This is a genomic window from Enterococcus sp. DIV0561 (assembly GCF_050539875.1).
GTDB lineage: Bacteria > Bacillota > Bacilli > Lactobacillales > Enterococcaceae > Enterococcus > Enterococcus faecalis.
In genome coordinates, this window is sequence record NZ_CP172927.1 from 2,485,681 (window position 1) to 2,501,797 (window position 16,117).

General features: G+C 39.2%; 13 protein-coding genes and 1 pseudogene. All 14 read right to left on the reverse strand.

The genetic code is table 11. The features are described 5' to 3' along the window. Positions 1-59: 59 nt before the first annotated feature. Positions 60-1,972: pseudogene (locus tag IGM13_RS11915) on the reverse strand (endonuclease MutS2). A gap of 346 nt (positions 1,973-2,318) precedes the next feature. Continuing rightward, positions 2,319-3,062 (reverse strand): 2-dehydro-3-deoxy-phosphogluconate aldolase, encoded by a 744-nt coding sequence (gene dagF, locus IGM13_RS11920; protein ID WP_002361094.1) that lies wholly within the window; start codon positions 3,060-3,062, stop codon positions 2,319-2,321. Between the two features lie 3 nt (positions 3,063-3,065). After that, positions 3,066-4,169, reverse strand: coding sequence for a DgaE family pyridoxal phosphate-dependent ammonia lyase (locus IGM13_RS11925; protein WP_086269746.1), 1,104 nt, complete (start codon positions 4,167-4,169; stop codon positions 3,066-3,068). Positions 4,170-4,180: 11 nt separating this feature from the next. After that, entirely contained in the window at positions 4,181-5,032 is an 852-nt protein-coding gene (locus IGM13_RS11930) for a PTS system mannose/fructose/sorbose family transporter subunit IID (protein ID WP_002359140.1), read from the reverse strand. Beyond that, positions 5,032-5,781, reverse strand: coding sequence for a PTS mannose/fructose/sorbose/N-acetylgalactosamine transporter subunit IIC (locus IGM13_RS11935; protein ID WP_002355079.1), 750 nt, complete (start codon positions 5,779-5,781; stop codon positions 5,032-5,034). The genes IGM13_RS11930 and IGM13_RS11935 overlap by 1 nt, the downstream gene beginning before the upstream one ends. Before the next feature lie 23 nt (positions 5,782-5,804). Then, positions 5,805-6,299 (reverse strand): PTS system mannose/fructose/N-acetylgalactosamine-transporter subunit IIB, encoded by a 495-nt coding sequence (locus IGM13_RS11940; protein WP_002368351.1) that lies wholly within the window; start codon positions 6,297-6,299, stop codon positions 5,805-5,807. 19 nt (positions 6,300-6,318) lie between these two features. Beyond that, positions 6,319-6,720, reverse strand: coding sequence for a PTS sugar transporter subunit IIA (locus tag IGM13_RS11945; RefSeq protein WP_002367343.1), 402 nt, complete (start codon positions 6,718-6,720; stop codon positions 6,319-6,321). 71 nt (positions 6,721-6,791) lie between these two features. Next, complete coding sequence (locus tag IGM13_RS11950) at positions 6,792-9,605, reverse strand: sigma 54-interacting transcriptional regulator (protein ID WP_025188645.1); 2,814 nt, start codon at positions 9,603-9,605, stop codon at positions 6,792-6,794. A 120-nt stretch (positions 9,606-9,725) separates the two neighbouring features. Then, positions 9,726-10,253 (reverse strand): histidine phosphatase family protein, encoded by a 528-nt coding sequence (locus IGM13_RS11955; RefSeq protein ID WP_002359138.1) that lies wholly within the window; start codon positions 10,251-10,253, stop codon positions 9,726-9,728. Positions 10,254-10,318: 65 nt separating this feature from the next. Next, complete coding sequence (locus IGM13_RS11960; protein ID WP_002409223.1) at positions 10,319-11,767, reverse strand: amidase; 1,449 nt, start codon at positions 11,765-11,767, stop codon at positions 10,319-10,321. Positions 11,768-11,863: 96 nt separating this feature from the next. Next, positions 11,864-12,529: a helix-turn-helix domain-containing protein gene (locus IGM13_RS11965; protein WP_002383329.1), complete on the reverse strand. Its 666-nt coding sequence runs from the start codon at positions 12,527-12,529 to the stop codon at positions 11,864-11,866. 381 nt (positions 12,530-12,910) lie between these two features. Continuing rightward, positions 12,911-14,119 (reverse strand): ABC transporter permease, encoded by a 1,209-nt coding sequence (locus tag IGM13_RS11970; protein ID WP_002419550.1) that lies wholly within the window; start codon positions 14,117-14,119, stop codon positions 12,911-12,913. Further along, positions 14,116-14,790, reverse strand: a complete 675-nt coding sequence (locus IGM13_RS11975) for an ABC transporter ATP-binding protein (RefSeq protein WP_002365285.1) — start codon at positions 14,788-14,790, stop codon at positions 14,116-14,118. Before IGM13_RS11975 ends, IGM13_RS11970 begins: the two co-directional genes overlap by 4 nt. Next, the gene (locus IGM13_RS11980; protein ID WP_002359132.1) at positions 14,783-15,949 is read right to left on the reverse strand and encodes an efflux RND transporter periplasmic adaptor subunit; all 1,167 of its coding nucleotides are present in this window, start codon (positions 15,947-15,949) and stop codon (positions 14,783-14,785) included. Before IGM13_RS11980 ends, IGM13_RS11975 begins: the two co-directional genes overlap by 8 nt. Positions 15,950-16,117 lie beyond the last annotated feature (168 nt).

Sequence of the window (16,117 nt, forward strand, 5' to 3'; positions counted from 1 at the left end):
TTCTGATAAATAACAAGTAAACAAAGTGTTAAGTTGTTGTGTTGCTTCTGTTAAGTTCCTTATTTGTCGCGTCTTGCTGCTCTTTTTTCGGCCTCTTTGCGTAATTGTTTCTGCGCTTTTTTTGAGCCGCGTTCAATATCTTTGAGTTTCTTTCGTTCATGGAAATCTGTAAATAAACTTTCTAAATCATAGTCTTGCGGATATAGATCTTGTGCTTTCGCTTGTAATTTCAACCGTCTTCGTGGTACATTTTCAATTTTATCATTCACAAATACTTGGATTTCTTGTTCACCCTCATCTGTAAAAACCAACCCAATTTGTTGTGTTTCTGTCAATAGGACACGATCACCTTTTTGATAACGGTCTGTTTCTTCTACAAACGTAGCAAAGGTCGTTTCTTTTGCTTTCAGGGGTTTAAATAGACTTCGATTAGTAGGGTATTCTTTCCGCTGAATATAATGAGCCGCCTTTTCAATGAGCTGTGGCTCCATCTTCATTTTACGTGCAATCCAAAGCGCCTGACTATCGCCAACTTCACCAATTTTCAATTGATATTTGGGCGTTAATGTTTCACGATCGAAGGCCATTGCGGCGGGCACAAAATCATCATGTTCTTGGGCAAAACGTTTAATTTCACCATAATGGGTCGTCGCAACTACCAAGGCACCCTTTTGATACATCGTTTCCATGATCGCAATCGCTAAGCCAGCTCCTTCGTTTGGCTCGGTGCCACTGCCAATTTCATCTAATAAAACAAGTGTGTGTCGCTTAACGTTACGCAACATTTCCGCAATATTTTTCATGTGCCCAGAAAAAGTGCTTAACGCATTTTCCAGATTTTGCTGATCACCAATATCGACAAAAATTTCATCTAATACTGGAATCTCTGTGCCCGCTTGTGCTGGAATTTGCAACCCAATTGTGTCATGACAGTCAATAAGCCCACCGTTTTTAAGACAACCGTTTTACCACCAGCATTAGCGCCTGTAATGACAAGTCCTCGATACTCTGCTCCTAAAGAAAACGTCAATGGTACTGCGTGTTCTAATAAAAGTGGATGTTTTCCTTGAACAATGCGCAAGCGTTCTTCTTTGTTTACTTTTGGCGTGATCCCACCAATTTCGCGACTATACTTTCCTCGTGCAAAAATAATATCTAAGGTGGTCATTGTATCGACGGCTTGATCGACAAGTCGTTCTTGCTCATTAATTAACCCAGTTAGTTCCGCCAAAATTTGATATTCTTCCGCTGTTTCTTCCGCTTTTAAGAGTGTCAATTGTTCATTTAATTTACTAATTGCTACAGGTTCAATAAAGACCGTTTGTCCTTTATTGGATTGCTCAATGATTGTGCCTGAAACCTTATTTTTATAGCTAGCTTTGATTGGTACCGTGTAATGTTCCCCTTTTTTCACCATCATATTTTCTTGAATATACAGTTGATTATTTTTATTACGTAAAAATTTGGTGACTTTTGTTTCAATGTCTTGTTGGCATTCATTGATTTGACGCCGAATTTTCCGAAGTTGACGGGAAGCATCGGTGGCGACTTTTTGGTTATGGATTTTCGTATAAATTTGTTCTTCGATTGCTCTGAAGTCAGCTAAGTGCTGACTGTAACTAAATAGGCGTGGTGTTTGGTATTGATTTTTTTCAAAAAACTTCTGGATTCGCTGACTACTTCTTAAAAAGTCAGCCACCTCAATCAATTCGTTTGGTGTAAGGATTAAGCCTTTTTTCACTTGTTGAAGCAAGCGGGTAATTTGACTCAAGCCCATGAAAGGGACGTGTTGTCCGCTATCAATAATTAAGCGGGCCTCAGTTGTTTCCGTTAAGCGGGACTGCACTGTTTCTAAACGTGTTGCAGGGACCATTTTCGCCAACCGTTCTTTACTATACTCGCCAATCGCACGTGTTTGAACTTCTTTAAGAATTGTTGTAAATTGTAATTTTTGAATGGTTTCATGATTCATTTGTTTTTTTCTTCCTTTCTATCGCGAAAAGAATACCTGGCGCCTTTAAATAAAAACCAGTTTCTACAGAAAAAGAGGACAGCGTTCTACCGCTGTCCTCTTTATCGTTGGATAAAGGTTACTAAAGAAACCTCTTTTAAATGAGGTATTTAGTAATTGAGATGACTGACAGGTATCACTTTCTAAGCACACCAAATAAACCTTGCTTGGTTCACTGGTTATTCAACTTATCAATTAGATACCTACGACACTCACCAAAATACCCCACATTCGTTTGTTGGTTTTTATTTATTCTCCACTTGAGAGTAGCAAATCTGGTGGAGAAAGTCAACTAAAGATTGGCCCTTTACTTATTCAATGTGTTTTTCATCATGGTTAGTAACGTTTTCACGTCTTCTGTTCTAGTGTCCCCTGTTTCTTGATCGATAATTGAGCTGTAAACATGAGGAATGATTTTTTTAACGCCAGCATCCACCGCAATTTGAACAATTTCTTCAAAGTTTTCTAAATCAATGCCCCCTGTTGGTTCTAAATAAAAGTCATACTTGGCACAAGCTGCTGCTACTGCTTGGTATTCTTCTTTGTGAGCCAAGCCTTTCATTGGGAAATATTTAATAGAACTGCCTCCCATGTCTTTCAACAATTTGATGGCAGTTTCGATAGGTACTTCTGCCGCTGGCGCACCCGAGCTTAACGGACCTGTCGCAATATTAACATAGCCAACTTTGCCTGTGGGTGACACCAAGCCATTAATCACTGTTTCGTCTTGACGAAGTAAGGCCCGCGAAGCGCCGACACCTGTGAAGACTTGGTTCACGTGTTGCGGTTGTAGAACTTCTGATAAGCGAGCCACCATTTGACTTTGATTAGGATCGCCAGCCCCTAAGCCGACAGATAAAGCGTTGTTGGTTGCTGCTTGGTATTTTTTCATATCGTCAATGGCTGCTTCATCGGTTTCATAGTTTTTTGAAAGGACGCCTAGCACAACATGCCCTTCTGCTGCTTCATAACAGGCTTGGGCATTTTCTACTGAATTGGCTAAGACGTTTAAACAAATGCGTTCTTCTAAATAATTAGGTTTTAATGACATGGCTTATTTCTCCTTTGTGTCCATAATTTCTTGTAATCGTTGCACGATTTTGTTCATTTCTTCTTGATTGACAGAACGAATGTCAAATTCAATGATGCCATTGTTGGCTTGATATTCACGCGTATAAATGGCCGGACTTTCTGCTTTTAACGCTTGGATGACTTCCTTGGCGGTTTTTCTGCCGTCCACTTTGACACTGGCGCGATAAATGTCTCGTCCGGCGCCATCTTGGACGATTTTGGCGGTTAAATCTGACAAGTTGTTGATAGCTTCAACAAACGGTTTTAAGCGTTCTTGCATCGAAGCCCCTGATTCACTGCCATGCGCCAAGTATTCTTCCACTGCTTGCGTAAAGCCCAGGATATTGTCTTTGCCAATTTTCATTGCTCGACCAATGCCTTTGCCTTGTAGGCGCACCCAGTCAATGTATTCTTTTTTCCCGACCACTAAACCGGCACTTGGCCCTTCAATGGCTTTGGCGCCGCTGTAAATCACCAAATCAGCGCCTGCTTCAGTGTATTTGAAAAGATCTTCTTCTGCTGCCGCGTCAACAATTAGCGGCACCTTGTGGCGTTGCGCCACTTTGGCCGCTTCGGCCACCGTCAGCATACTTTTTTGCACGGTATGATGGCTTTTGATGTATAGAATGGCCGCTGTTTTTTCGGAAATCATCATTTCCACGTGTTCTGGACTGCACATGTTGGCGTAGCCAGCTTCCACTACTTGGCCTCCGCCTTGCGCTACCATGACTTCTACAGGCGTGCAGTAGTCCACGTTGTGCCCTTTAGGTAAAATAATCTCTCGCTGTTCAATTTTTTCTGTATAGGGATGATACGAGTGGTACAAGCTGCCTTTTCCAATCAGGGCAGCCACCGCTTGGGCAATCCCCGCTGAAGCCGAGGAAACGATTTGGGTATCTTCTACCTTCAACAAGTTGGCTAAAAAGGCCCCTGTTTGCACACTAAGTTCACTCATTTCAAAGAAATGTTCGCCGCCGAATCGTTGAGCTGCTAGGACTGCCTCCGAAACTTTGGAGACACCTAGAATGGTCATTTTCCCAGAAGCATTAATGACTTCTTTTAAGTGGAATTTTTCGTAACTATTCATTATTTTCTCCTTTATAACAAACCAAAGAATGAAGTGACCAAACTAACTAAGACAATCGTGCCGATAATGATACCGTAACGTGGGCCTTTCTTTACCATGAAGAAATAAATAGCCATGACTGCTGCTAAAGGAAGTAACCCTTTCATAATTTGATCTAGAATATCTTGTAAAACAATCGTGGCACCGCCAGTAACTTTAAACGTCATCGGGCTAGCAATTTTAACATAACTCGCACTTAAAGCGCCCATCATCATCATTCCTAAAACATTTGCTGAATAAATGACTTGCTTAATTTTGCCGTCTTTTAACAAACTTAAGATTGAATTACGCCCTAATGTATAGGACTTATTCACTAATGTCCAACTGATGTATAACGTAATGGCTGTGTACAGAACCAACGGACCGATACTTCCAATCACGTTACCTCCTTTAGCCATTGGAATAAAAATGGAAATGATTAACGGCATTAATGCTGCCCAAATAATCGAATCGCCAATCCCAGCCAGCGGACCCATCAACCCAGTTTTAATCGATGTGATCGCCGTATCAGAGATCGCTGCACCATTGGATTTTTCTTCCTCCATAGCAATTGCAATCCCTTGAATTGAAGCCCCTACTGTTCCTTCAGTATTAAAAAAATTCAAATGACGTTTCAGAGCTTCTCTTTGTTGTTCTTCATCGTCTGCGTAAAGTTTTTTAATTGCAGGAATCATCGATGCACAAAAAACTAAACTTTGGAGACGTTCATAAGAATTGGATAACTCACAGCCTAGTTGATAAATCCAAAAGGCTTTGGATAATTCTTTTTTAGTAATTTTTTTCTGTTCCAATTGTTGTTCATTTGCTTGTGTCATTTGTTCCATTATGCTGCCTCCTCACTCAATGCCTTATTTCTAACTAAAAAGGCAATACAGATTCCTAAAATAGCGACGGCCATAACTTCTGCGCCAAAATATACTACTGCAACAAAACCAATTAAAAAATAAGGAATCAAATTTTTCTTGCCAATTACCATAATTGTTAAGGCGAATCCTAACGCTGGTAAAATACCACCCATTACTTCAAAGCCGTGCATCAACCATGCTGGGATAACTTCTAAGACTTTATTCACCACAGATTGACCAAAAAAGTTCGCCGCAAAAACCAACGGAAAGCGAATTAAAAATCCCGCTAAAGCTGGATAAACAAACGCAGCTCGGTAAATCCCCCCATAATTTAACTCTTCTGCATATTTATCAGCCATATGCACCCACGTCGCATTGATGGTCCGCCGTAATTGATCCATAAAGACGCCTAACACACCAAAAGGAACAGCTAGTGCAACAGCCGCCTCGGCATTCATTCCCACACCTAAAGCAATTGGAATCGCAATTGCTGAAGCTAAAGCCGGATCACTAGGCACATTGCCGCCCGGTGTAGAGGTGACTCCGAGATAAACAAGTTGAATCCCCGCCCCCACAACCATTGCTTCACTAAGTTTTCCTGTTGCTAAACCAGCCACCAATGCTGCACCTAATGGCTGAGACAGCATGCCTGAAAATGTGTACCCAAAACGCAAACGTGCAAACCAATAATAAAGTCCCATAATAATTGAAACACCTAAAACGCCCATATGATTCTCTCCTTTTTCTCTGATTATAGTGATTGATATTTTTCAATTAATTTTTGAATTGGTAGGGGATTTTCTTCGGGAATCGCTTGGAAGAAAACATGGATGCCCTTCGTTAAAAGTTCAGTCAAAATTGCAACATCTTCTTCAGATAAATTGATATTTTTTAAAACATTTTTCCGATTTGGTCCGCCACCTAAGCCACCAACTTGAATCTCCTCTTTAATAATTTCTTGGTCCACCATCGCTTTTAAGGTCGTTAAATCTGGCACTAAAAATAACACCTTTTTCTCTTCCTTTTCTTGCGATTCCCAATATTCTTTGGCATTTTCAATCCCTTTAATTACTACAGAAACCCCTGGAGGCGCTGCCATTAAATAAATACTTTGTAAAAATTCATCTTGCTCTAGTTCATCACTCACTACCAAAATTTCATTTGCACCTGATTGTTGTAACCATTTAGTCACTACTTGTCCATGGATTAAACGACTATCGACTCTTGTTAATACGATTTTTGACATTCTGTTCACCTGTACTTTCTTATTTTGGAATTTCTAAAATTTGACAACTGTCTACTGCTGCTTGTTGAATCATTTCTGCGTCTTGTAAACGAAACCCAGGACCACTTTGTTTCATGACGGATTCTAATAATAACGATGTGCATAGTCCGGACACAATCAGGAGGTCATAATCTTTTGATAAACGCAATGCAACGTTACTAGGTGTGCCGCCTTTAACATCTGTTAAAATTAGCAGCTGGTTGTGCCACGTTAATTGTTCAATTTTTTCTGTGACTCGTTCTAAATAATCCCCCAGTGAATCCTCTGCTTGTAATGCAACTTCATGTACATTTGTAACTTCTCCAACAATCATCTGGACGCTTTTGACTAATTCCAAGCCCCAACCATTGTGTGTTAAAAGTAAAATTGGTTCATTTTCCATAAACAAACTCCTTTGCTAATTAATCATTTTATTAAAAGCAATAAGTGTGCCAACTTTCATTTCCGTTTGAATTAAGCCTTTTCAAAGAGCAATTCATAAATATAACGCACTTCCAAAGGTGGAATCAACAAATTATAGGACACTTCAATCGGTCGAAACGCCATTTTTATGACAGATACTGCTTCTGGCAACTCTCGGTATGACACTTCATAAGCTGTCGGGTCATATTCTGGATTTAGCAATTGCCGTTCTAACATACAAGCACAATGAATGATAAAACGAAGTAAAATCTTTTCGTCACTTTTTATTTTGGTTTGCAAGCAAATGTCTGAATAAATCTTAGCTAATTCGATTGAAATGGTTGTCGGATTCAAAACTGTTAGTAAGTCTGTAATAGCTTCGATTGATAATCCTTGAATATATTTAGCTGAAACTTTCTTTAGTAACTCTTGGTTTTGTTTTTCTTCTAAATGATGGCCTAATAATTCGAAAACTAGCTGAATGCCCCGCTTCGATAGTAAATCTTGCAAAGAAATAAACGGAATATCTGGCACTTCTGTCTTTACGGTGCCAATGATGCCAACGATTTTCTCTTCTTTCCGAACAAAAGAATGCAAGCGATCAATGTCTTCCACTTCTCTTTTCTCTAAAGTAATGATGCGTACATTCGTTAGTAATTCATTAGGAAAAGTTTTTAGTAACAACTGTTCAATTTTAATAGCAGTCCCCATACCAGTTAGACAGGAAATAATGAGAACTTTTGCCTCGTTGAAGCGACCTTTACTGCAAATCAAGGCGCGATGATTTTTTTCTTTTAAGACTGGTAATAGATACTCAAACGCCGTCGATTCATAAATGACTTCTCGGGCCACTTCTAGCAATGTTAAGAGATTGATATTGCTAATTAGCAGCACTTCCATTTGAAACGTTTGACTGATAGCATTACCAAAGTAAACCAAGGAACCGATGTCCACCATTAAAATAATTTTTTTATACTGATTTTGCTTTACAATTGTACGGACTTTTTCTAATGTTTCTTCCACTGATTGATTAATCGGCATATCAACTGCACGCATGACAGTTGTTGAGAACAGAAGGTTGGTGTACTCAACCATACTGCTGGCCGTCGCGGTACCATGAGCAACGACGATAACGCCACAGTTTTCTTCGACTGAGTGCGCTCTTTTTTTAGCTGTGACTTTACGAATAAATAGATCGAAAAAGAGGATTTCCGTATCAGCAAAAGAAATCCCAAACAGCGTTTGTAAAAAGTCCACCATGGTCTTAGCAGCTTGATACTGGGTTACTTTGCCAGAATAGATATTTTTGGTATCTGAATAAAATGTTTCATTCATTTGTGCAGAATAAAAAACAGCAGAATAAAGGTGGACAATTAAAATATTCTGGAAATCCTCTGTCAATTTTTCTTGGATTAGTTGTTCAAAAAAGACAATGGCTTCTTGAATTTTTGGCTGCAATGTTTCGTCAATGGCCTCTAAGGCTAGCGGTTCTTGAGCAAAAATGTCCATATCATAAAGTTGCTCGACTTTGTTTTGCATGATTGCTAGCGCATCCTCTGTCGAAAGTGTTAATTTTTTCAAATCCGCATATTCTTTCAATAGAAAATTATAAAAACGATCATTTTTCAGACTTTCCGATTTGAGTAACTCTTGACTGCTTAAATAAAAATGGTTGTATTGAATCGTGAGGCCATCGTTAGGTATCCACTCATTAAAAGCCAGCAGACTTTCTACATCAGGTTGCTCTTTGACTGTCCCCTCGTTTGCTTCAATGCAAATAGTTTCCGTTAATTGATCGAACACCTCTAAATAGGCTTGTGCGCTCATAAATTGAATCGCCGCTTTCAATTCGCCAACGTTGGCTTCAAAATGAGTAAACGTTAATTGTTCCAACGCCTCATAACGAATATGGATATTCTTTTGAATCCGTTGACTTTCTTCTAAGAAAAAGGACAAAATCAATTGAATTTTTTCTTTCATAGAGCGCTCGGCTAAAGCTGGAATAGCTAATGTCACAGGGATCCTTCTTAAAAACGTTTTCAAAAAATGTTGATTGACTGCTTCGGTTGTTGCAAAAATAAATTTTATCGATACATTTCTTTGTTTTTCGGCTTCACCCATCCGTGTAAAATACCCTTTATCCAAAACTGTAAACAATTTTTCTTGACCTTCGCTCGTTAATCGATGGACTTCATCTAAAAATAAAAAACCACCATCTGCCAACTCCACTAAGCCTTTTTGGTCATTGACGGCACCAGTAAAACTGCCTTTTTTATAGCCAAACAGATGAGAAGTTAATAATTCTGGATTGTTGAAATATTCTGCACAATTAAAATAAATGAATGGAACTTCTTGGTTCATTTTAACTTGATAAAATTGGTGTAATTGTTCTGCAATTAAGGTTTTCCCAACTCCAGATTCTCCAGTAAGTAAAATATTCAAGCCATTAGGCGGATATAAAATAGCGGCTTTCAACTTCTTGATGGCGTCTGCTAAGCTCCCATCAAAACCAATTACGTTCGCAAATGGATTCATTTTCAGTAGCTGCTTTTTCTTATGTATCTGTTCTGTCTGTTGATAAATGTCCTCTTGCAGCGAAGCGAGGGAATCGTAACACGTGCTACTTTTAAAAAAAGGAAACTGTTCCTCTAAGTAGTCTTTATCAAAAAATAACACTGGTCTTGATTTAACTTTAACGACTTGGTCTTTTCTCACTAATTCTGAAAGCTCTTCACTAACAGCGGTTCGGGTATAGCCAGAGGCCTGACTTAATTGCGAAGCCGTTGCGGGCAACAAGGTTGCTTTGCTACTTGGATTTTGTACGTGAAACTTTTTTAACGCTTGATGAATATTATCAATTCTCATAGTCTTTTCCCCATTTCTTTTTTGATCCAAAAGTTAATTTATTATACATTAAAACGGAAGCGGTTTCTTATTTACCATAAAAAAATCAAGTCTTTAACCAAAAGATTAAAGACTTGATTTTTATTCTCCGTATTGTACAAGTTGTGTATTTTCACAATGAAAGTCCAAGAAATCTTGGATTTTTTTACCATTGAAGTAGTTATCAATGACTCGCATAACCGCATTGTGGCAAACAAATAGGTAAGTTTCCTCTGAAGCCAAGGCTTCCTCAATCAAGGGATAAATTCGGCCCGCGACATCTAAGACTGATTCCCCTTCTGGAAATGGCAAGGAAATCTCAGAACGATTTTCCTGGAAAGCCGTTGTTTCAATCGGTTCACCATCATAAATGCCAAAATTCATCTCAATTAAACGTGGTTCTGTTTCAATCGTCAATTGATTTCGTTCCGCAATTTTACGTGCTGTTTCTTGCGCCCGTTTTAAAGGCGACGCCAGTAAACGGTCGATTTGAATTCCTTGTTTGGCAATTTTTTCAGCTACCAATTCCGCTTGTTGATAGCCTTTTTCGGTCAATTGCGCTTCCGCATGACCACAAATTCTACGGGCCACATTATAATCTGTTTCACCATGTCTCACTACGTACAGCATTTTTCCACCTCAGTTTTTTGTCTTGTGTCTATTTTATCTGAAATTTGGTCACAATAACACCCTATTTAGCGATAACTTTCTGGTAATTTAAATTTGCCTTCTTGCTCAAACTGTTCGCCTACTTGGAATAAGAGATCTTCACGTCCACGAGCAGCCAGCAATTGAATGCCTAAGGGTAACCCCGTTGCCGTCACATGTGTGGGCAAGCTGATGGCTGGTTGTCCTGTCAAGTTCGCTAGTTGAGTATACGGTGTTAGCTGTAAACTTTTATCAAAATAATCATAGATTAATTCAGCTAATTCTGCTTCTGTTAATTCTGCTGCTTGCGCCATTCGTTGACGAATGTGCTCACTTTGCAAATCTTCGTTAATTTTTGGTGCTGAAAAAGCCGTTGTTGGTGATAAAAACAGATCAAATTTTTGGAAAAGTTCTTCCATCGTTACTGCTGCTTGATCCCACAACTGTAATGAATGAACATAGGTGGCTGCTGGAATCTTTTGGCCAAATTGATGCATGGTCCATGAAAAAGGTTCGATTTCTTCTTTACGAATTGGGCGCCCGAGCCCCTGTTGAATGCTATTCATCATCGCTGTAGTTTCTGCGCCGTTCATTTGATAATAGGAGCGAATCAGCGCTGCACCATCGACTGGATAAGGAATCTCAATGATTTCATGGCCAGCGGCTGCCAGAAAATCAGCCGCTTGTTTCGCCGCTTGTGTTGCTTCTGGCGAAATCAGTGAGCCGATAGGCGAAGCGGTGCACAGAGCAATTTTTAGCCGTTGTTTTTTAGGGTGTGTTTGCCATTCTGCCAAGGGCGCTTGGTAGGGGGCGCCACTGTGGCTACCACGTAGGCCATAAAATAATGCTTTGGTGTCTCTCATAGAAATAGTCAACGCAAAGTCAATCGAGGCACCTTGCCAGCCTCGCCAGCCTTCTGGGCCGACAGGCATGGAGCCACGGCTAGGTTTTAAGCCAATTAAGCCACTAAAAGAGGCGGGAATTCGGATGGAGCCACCGCCATCACTAGCGCCGGCGATAGGAACAATCCCGCTAGCGACAACTGCGGCAGCGCCGCCACTGGAACCGCCTGGCGAATGTTCCAGGTTCCAAGGATTGCGGGCTGGCCCGTAAAGCGCAGGATCCGTAATATTTTTAAAGCCAAACTCTGGGGCGTTGGTTTGTCCTAAGGGCATCAAACCAATCGTTTCTGCTTGTTTGACAAAGTTAGAGGTCGTTGTTGCAGTACTATTTTTAAAAAGTTGCGAGCCGGCCGTTGCTGACCACCCCGCTTTTTCTTGGCCTAACATTTTCAATGGAAATGGCAAACCAGCAAATAGTGTGTCCTGCTGTTTATTTTTTTGATAAGTTGCTTCTGCTTCTTGGCTATCAAAAGTTACAAAGCCATTGATCTTTGGATTTAACTTTTGGACTTTTTTCTCAATATCCTTTAAGAGTTCTGTGCGACTTACTTTCTGTTCTTTTAATTGTTGTACCCAATATAGTCCGTCTTTCATACAGACCCACCTCCTATACTATTCCGTATTAGTATAGCATGGTTTTTAGAGGTCATCCTGTGATGGTGATTTTCATTCGTCAAGTGCTTCTCTATTTTAAGTAAATAATTCGCCAATGTAAGGAAGCAACTGCGGATGCAGTTTGTAGCCTTTATACCGTGTATTTTGGATACCTTGTTTTTTAAAGCCCCCTACTTGAATTTTTTTATTTAATTTTGTCAGCTGTTTGGTCATTTTTTTTCGATTGTTGGCTGTTTCTTCTGTGTCATAAATTAATTTACACAGGCGCTCCATTGGTAAGTGTTCTTTTGGCGTACTGTACAAGACAGCCAGTAGTGCCCGTTCTGTAGCGGTTAGCTTTATCCCTTCTACGTTTAACTTTTCATCTTCTCGTTGGATGGGTTTATTTAATTCTGCCAAGAGGAGATTTTCTCTTAATGTATCCAAAGTCGCATCCAATCGTAGCCAATTGAGAATGCCATATTGATAGCTGATGCTCAATTCTTCCGAGGTAGGAATGTCTTCGGAGCGAAGAAACAACGGCGTTTTAACTCTGGCTAATTCCTTTAGATATAAATATTGTTCTTTGCGAGGAATCGTTTCGCTGAGAATGATGGCATCAAATTTTCGATAAAACAAATGACTTTCCTTAATTTCACCAATCAGACACGTCGTACAAAAAACTTGGTGATCTAAATGCTGTAAGCGGTTTTGAAAAGCAGTTTCTGATAAAATATTTTTTGTGATGACCATTATTTTCATTCTTGATTCCTCCTTAATTCTTTTTTAGTTCAAAATTTTCTCAATTTTCGTGTTTCGATTTGATATATTTAGTATACTGGAAATTTTTCGAATTAAAATTTAGAAATTTACAAGCAAATCAGTCATTAACAGTCATTCCTATAATCCCTGATTTATAAAGGCTTTCTAATAGTCTTATTTAAAAAAATATTTGTTATTTAATCCTCAATATGCTATTTTTTTAATTTTTTCTTTTTTTATTTAGCTAACAAACGTCAAAAGGTTGGTAGCTAATATCAACCTTTTGACGTTTGTTAGCTATTTTCTCTTGAAATCTTTGGATTTTTTTCTACTTTCACTAAAAAAAACAGCCAAAAGTGGCTGTTTTTTTGCTGCTTATATTTATTTCATAATATCGATCAAGTCTTTTTTCGAAGCTGCCGAGGCAGGGAAATAGCTAAATACAACCCCGATAAAGACAGAAATCCCGATGGCTAATGAAACGGTCATTAAATCTGGTCGAACAGAAAACGGTAGTGCCATTGAGGCCAAGTAGGCAATAATCATTCCTAAAAGATAACCAGTAATTCCGCCGATTAAGGTCAAGGCAATTCCTTCTGTTAAGAATTGCTTTTTAATATCACTGGCTGTCCCGCCCAATGCACGTCGGATACCAATTTCCTTAATCCGTTCTGAGACCGAAATGTACATCATATTCATAACGCCGACCCCAGCAATTACCAGTGAAATGGCTGCAATTGCGGAAATAAACAAGGTTAAATTATTTAATAAAGAGCCCATTTCTTTGATGGTATCTTTAACATTATATTCTTGATATGTCCCGCTGTTTTTCATGGTTCCTTGTTGAGAGAGAGCTTTTATTGTTTCTTTCAATACTTGATCTGGTTGGTAGCCAGGTGCCACTGTTAGCTTCAACGTAGATGTATCTTTTAGCTTGCCGAAATAATGTTCATAGGTCTTTTTGGGAAAATAAAGTAATGAGTCATCATTACCTGGACCAATGGCACCGCTGGTATTGGTTGTCACGCCAACAATGGTAAAAAGTTGCTCTTTATATGGAAAAGTTCGATTAACTGCTGCAGTTGGGTCTTGGTAGAGTTCTTTGGCAACCAGTTCATCCACCACCACTGTTTTATCCAGTTTTGCATTGTCTCCATCATTCAGTTGGCGTCCCGCCAACAATTCTTTGGTGGTTTTGTTGGCAAGTTCATAGGTTACGGAAAGATTTTTCGGTCCTGCTTGAAAATTCAGTGTACCTTTTTGGGCGCCATCAACTTCTCTTTGATCAAAATCAATTTTTTCTACGCCAGGAACCATGCGCACGACCCCTAAATCATTGTCGGTAAACATCGCTTGGTCACTAAACATATCCGAAGTGTTGTAGGCCGAAAAAGAAATCTTCTTCACATTTTCTTTTTGTTTTTCAGCGGATAATTTATCGACCATGTCTTCTTTAAAGCCGTTACCGATAGCCACGATGGTAATCACCGAAGCGATCCCGATGACAATCCCTAGCATCGTTAACAAGCTGCGTCGCTTATTTTTCAAAATGGAACGGAAGGCGGTTTTCCAAATAATTGAACGTTTCATGTCAGCACCTCCTCTAAAATCTTTCCATCACGAACTTTAATCAAACGATTGCAGTATTCAATTGTCTCTTCATCATGTGTCACTAAAATAATGGTGACACCTTCATTGTTTAATTGCTGAAAGAGCGTTAAAATTTCTTCCGATGTTTTACTATCTAAAGCCCCAGTTGGTTCATCTGCAATAATAAAACTTGGCCGATTGACAATCGCACGTGCAATGGCCACACGTTGTTGTTGTCCACCCGAAAGTTGTTTTGGATGCTTCTTGCCTTTATCTGGCAAGCCGACTTTTGTCAGAACTTCGTGGACACGATCTTTGGCTTCTTTTGGGGTTAACCCACTATATAAAAGAGGCAATTCAATGTTTTCTTCAACTGTTAGTGTTTCAATTAAACTAAAATTCTGAAAGACAAAGCCGACTGCTTCATTTCTAATTCGGGATAGTTCCTTATCAGAAAAGTCGCCAATTTCACGGTCTTCAAATAAATACGTTCCTTCAAACTTTTTATCAATAAAGCCTAGCAAATTAATCAAAGTCGATTTCCCAGAACCAGAAGGACCCATAATCGCTAAAAATTCTCCAGCGTCTACTTGGAGGTTAATATCATCTAACACATGCAGTGTTTCTTCTTCGGAATAATAATATTTATGAATATGGGCTAGCTTAATCATTGGCAGCTACCTGAACATCTTGATTATCTTTTAATTCTTTATTGGGATTGGCAATCACTTGGTCTTTCCAGTTCAAGCCACTTTTGACAACTTTACGACCTAAATTTGTTTCTGTTTCAATCGGTGTTTTTTTCGCTTTGCCCGCTTTGTAAACATAGACAAATTCTTTTTGGCCTTCTTTTTGGATTGCTGCTGTCGGTATAATCATTTGTTTTTGCGGCACAGCGATGCTAGTAGACAAGCCTTCTGCCCAAGGAAAATCACCTTCTACTGTAAATTGATAACTCACTACTGGATTGCCTTCATTTTTAGCTATTGGGGTTTGCGCAATGGAAACAATTTTGCCTGGCGCTGATTTGCCTGAACCAACGGTCGTCACTGTTACTTCTTCCCCTGTCTGTAATTTATCGTAATCATATTCGGTTACTTTTCCTTGAATATTTTTCTTTTGTGTTGCAATTTTAATGACTGGTTTGTCGGTACTACTCATGGCACTAGCATCGACAGTGACTTGGCCATCAATTGGTGCTGTAACGACTGTGTTGACTTTGCCACGTGTTTGTTCAAGCGTGTTTGCTGCTCCGACAGCATCACTGTTGGCTAATTGAAGGGCTTGGTTAGCTTGGGCGACTTCACTATTCGCAGCACTAACGGCTTCATTCAATTGCTGAATTTCCGCATTTAGTGTTTCTTTCTCTTCAGCCTCTTTTGCGGTGTTTAATTTTTGCTTGGCTGCAGCAACTTTGTTTAACGCTTCATTGTATTTTTGAGTGGCTAAGTTAACGTTCTCTTGTGCTTGTTGAACTTGAAGATTATTCCGATTAACGGCATTCGCTTGTTCTGTTTCTGTGGCTTGGATGTCTGAGTTATTGTACGTTAACAATGGACTATCTTTCTTGACTTCTTTACCATTTTCAACATTTATTTCGGCAATTTTTCCTAAAGAAGGATCAAAGAAAATATCCCGAGTATCTAGAAAACTCACTTGACCATCTAATTTTAATGAGGCCATTTCTGTAATGGTATACGTTGTGTATTCAGGTTCAACTTCTTTTGAAGAAAAAACTGTTTTTGCTCCGATAAATCCGACGACGACCACTGCGGCACCAATACCGAACCACACTTTTTTATTTCGCTTCTTCTGGCCTGACTTTTTCATTTATTTGTTCCTCCTTGATTTCTGTTGACGAGTTTGTCATTTTATTTAGTATATAATGAATAAAAAAACTGGTCCCTTCATCTTCCTATCATTCCTCTTACAGTTTTGACACATCTTTATCTAACAAAAAAACGTTTATCCTGTGTAAAAGGATAAACGTTTTTTGTT

Coding starts and splice junctions, on each gene's coding strand:
- IGM13_RS11980 (WP_002359132.1), bottom strand. CDS start 15,949: ATGAAAAAGTCAGGCCAGAAGAAGCGAAATAAAAAAGTGTGGTTCGGT.
- IGM13_RS11930 (WP_002359140.1), bottom strand. CDS start 5,032: ATGGAACAAATGACACAAGCAAATGAACAACAATTGGAACAGAAAAAA.
- IGM13_RS11970 (WP_002419550.1), bottom strand. CDS start 14,119: ATGAAACGTTCAATTATTTGGAAAACCGCCTTCCGTTCCATTTTGAAA.
- IGM13_RS11945 (WP_002367343.1), bottom strand. CDS start 6,720: ATGGAAAATGAACCAATTTTACTTTTAACACACAATGGTTGGGGCTTG.
- IGM13_RS11955 (WP_002359138.1), bottom strand. CDS start 10,253: ATGCTGTACGTAGTGAGACATGGTGAAACAGATTATAATGTGGCCCGT.
- IGM13_RS11965 (WP_002383329.1), bottom strand. CDS start 12,529: ATGAAAATAATGGTCATCACAAAAAATATTTTATCAGAAACTGCTTTT.
- IGM13_RS11940 (WP_002368351.1), bottom strand. CDS start 6,299: ATGTCAAAAATCGTATTAACAAGAGTCGATAGTCGTTTAATCCATGGA.
- IGM13_RS11925 (WP_086269746.1), bottom strand. CDS start 4,169: ATGAATAGTTACGAAAAATTCCACTTAAAAGAAGTCATTAATGCTTCT.
- IGM13_RS11950 (WP_025188645.1), bottom strand. CDS start 9,605: ATGAGAATTGATAATATTCATCAAGCGTTAAAAAAGTTTCACGTACAA.
- IGM13_RS11960 (WP_002409223.1), bottom strand. CDS start 11,767: ATGAAAGACGGACTATATTGGGTACAACAATTAAAAGAACAGAAAGTA.
- dagF (WP_002361094.1), bottom strand. CDS start 3,062: ATGTCATTAAAACCTAATTATTTAGAAGAACGCATTTGTTTAAACGTC.
- IGM13_RS11975 (WP_002365285.1), bottom strand. CDS start 14,790: ATGATTAAGCTAGCCCATATTCATAAATATTATTATTCCGAAGAAGAA.
- IGM13_RS11935 (WP_002355079.1), bottom strand. CDS start 5,781: ATGGGCGTTTTAGGTGTTTCAATTATTATGGGACTTTATTATTGGTTT.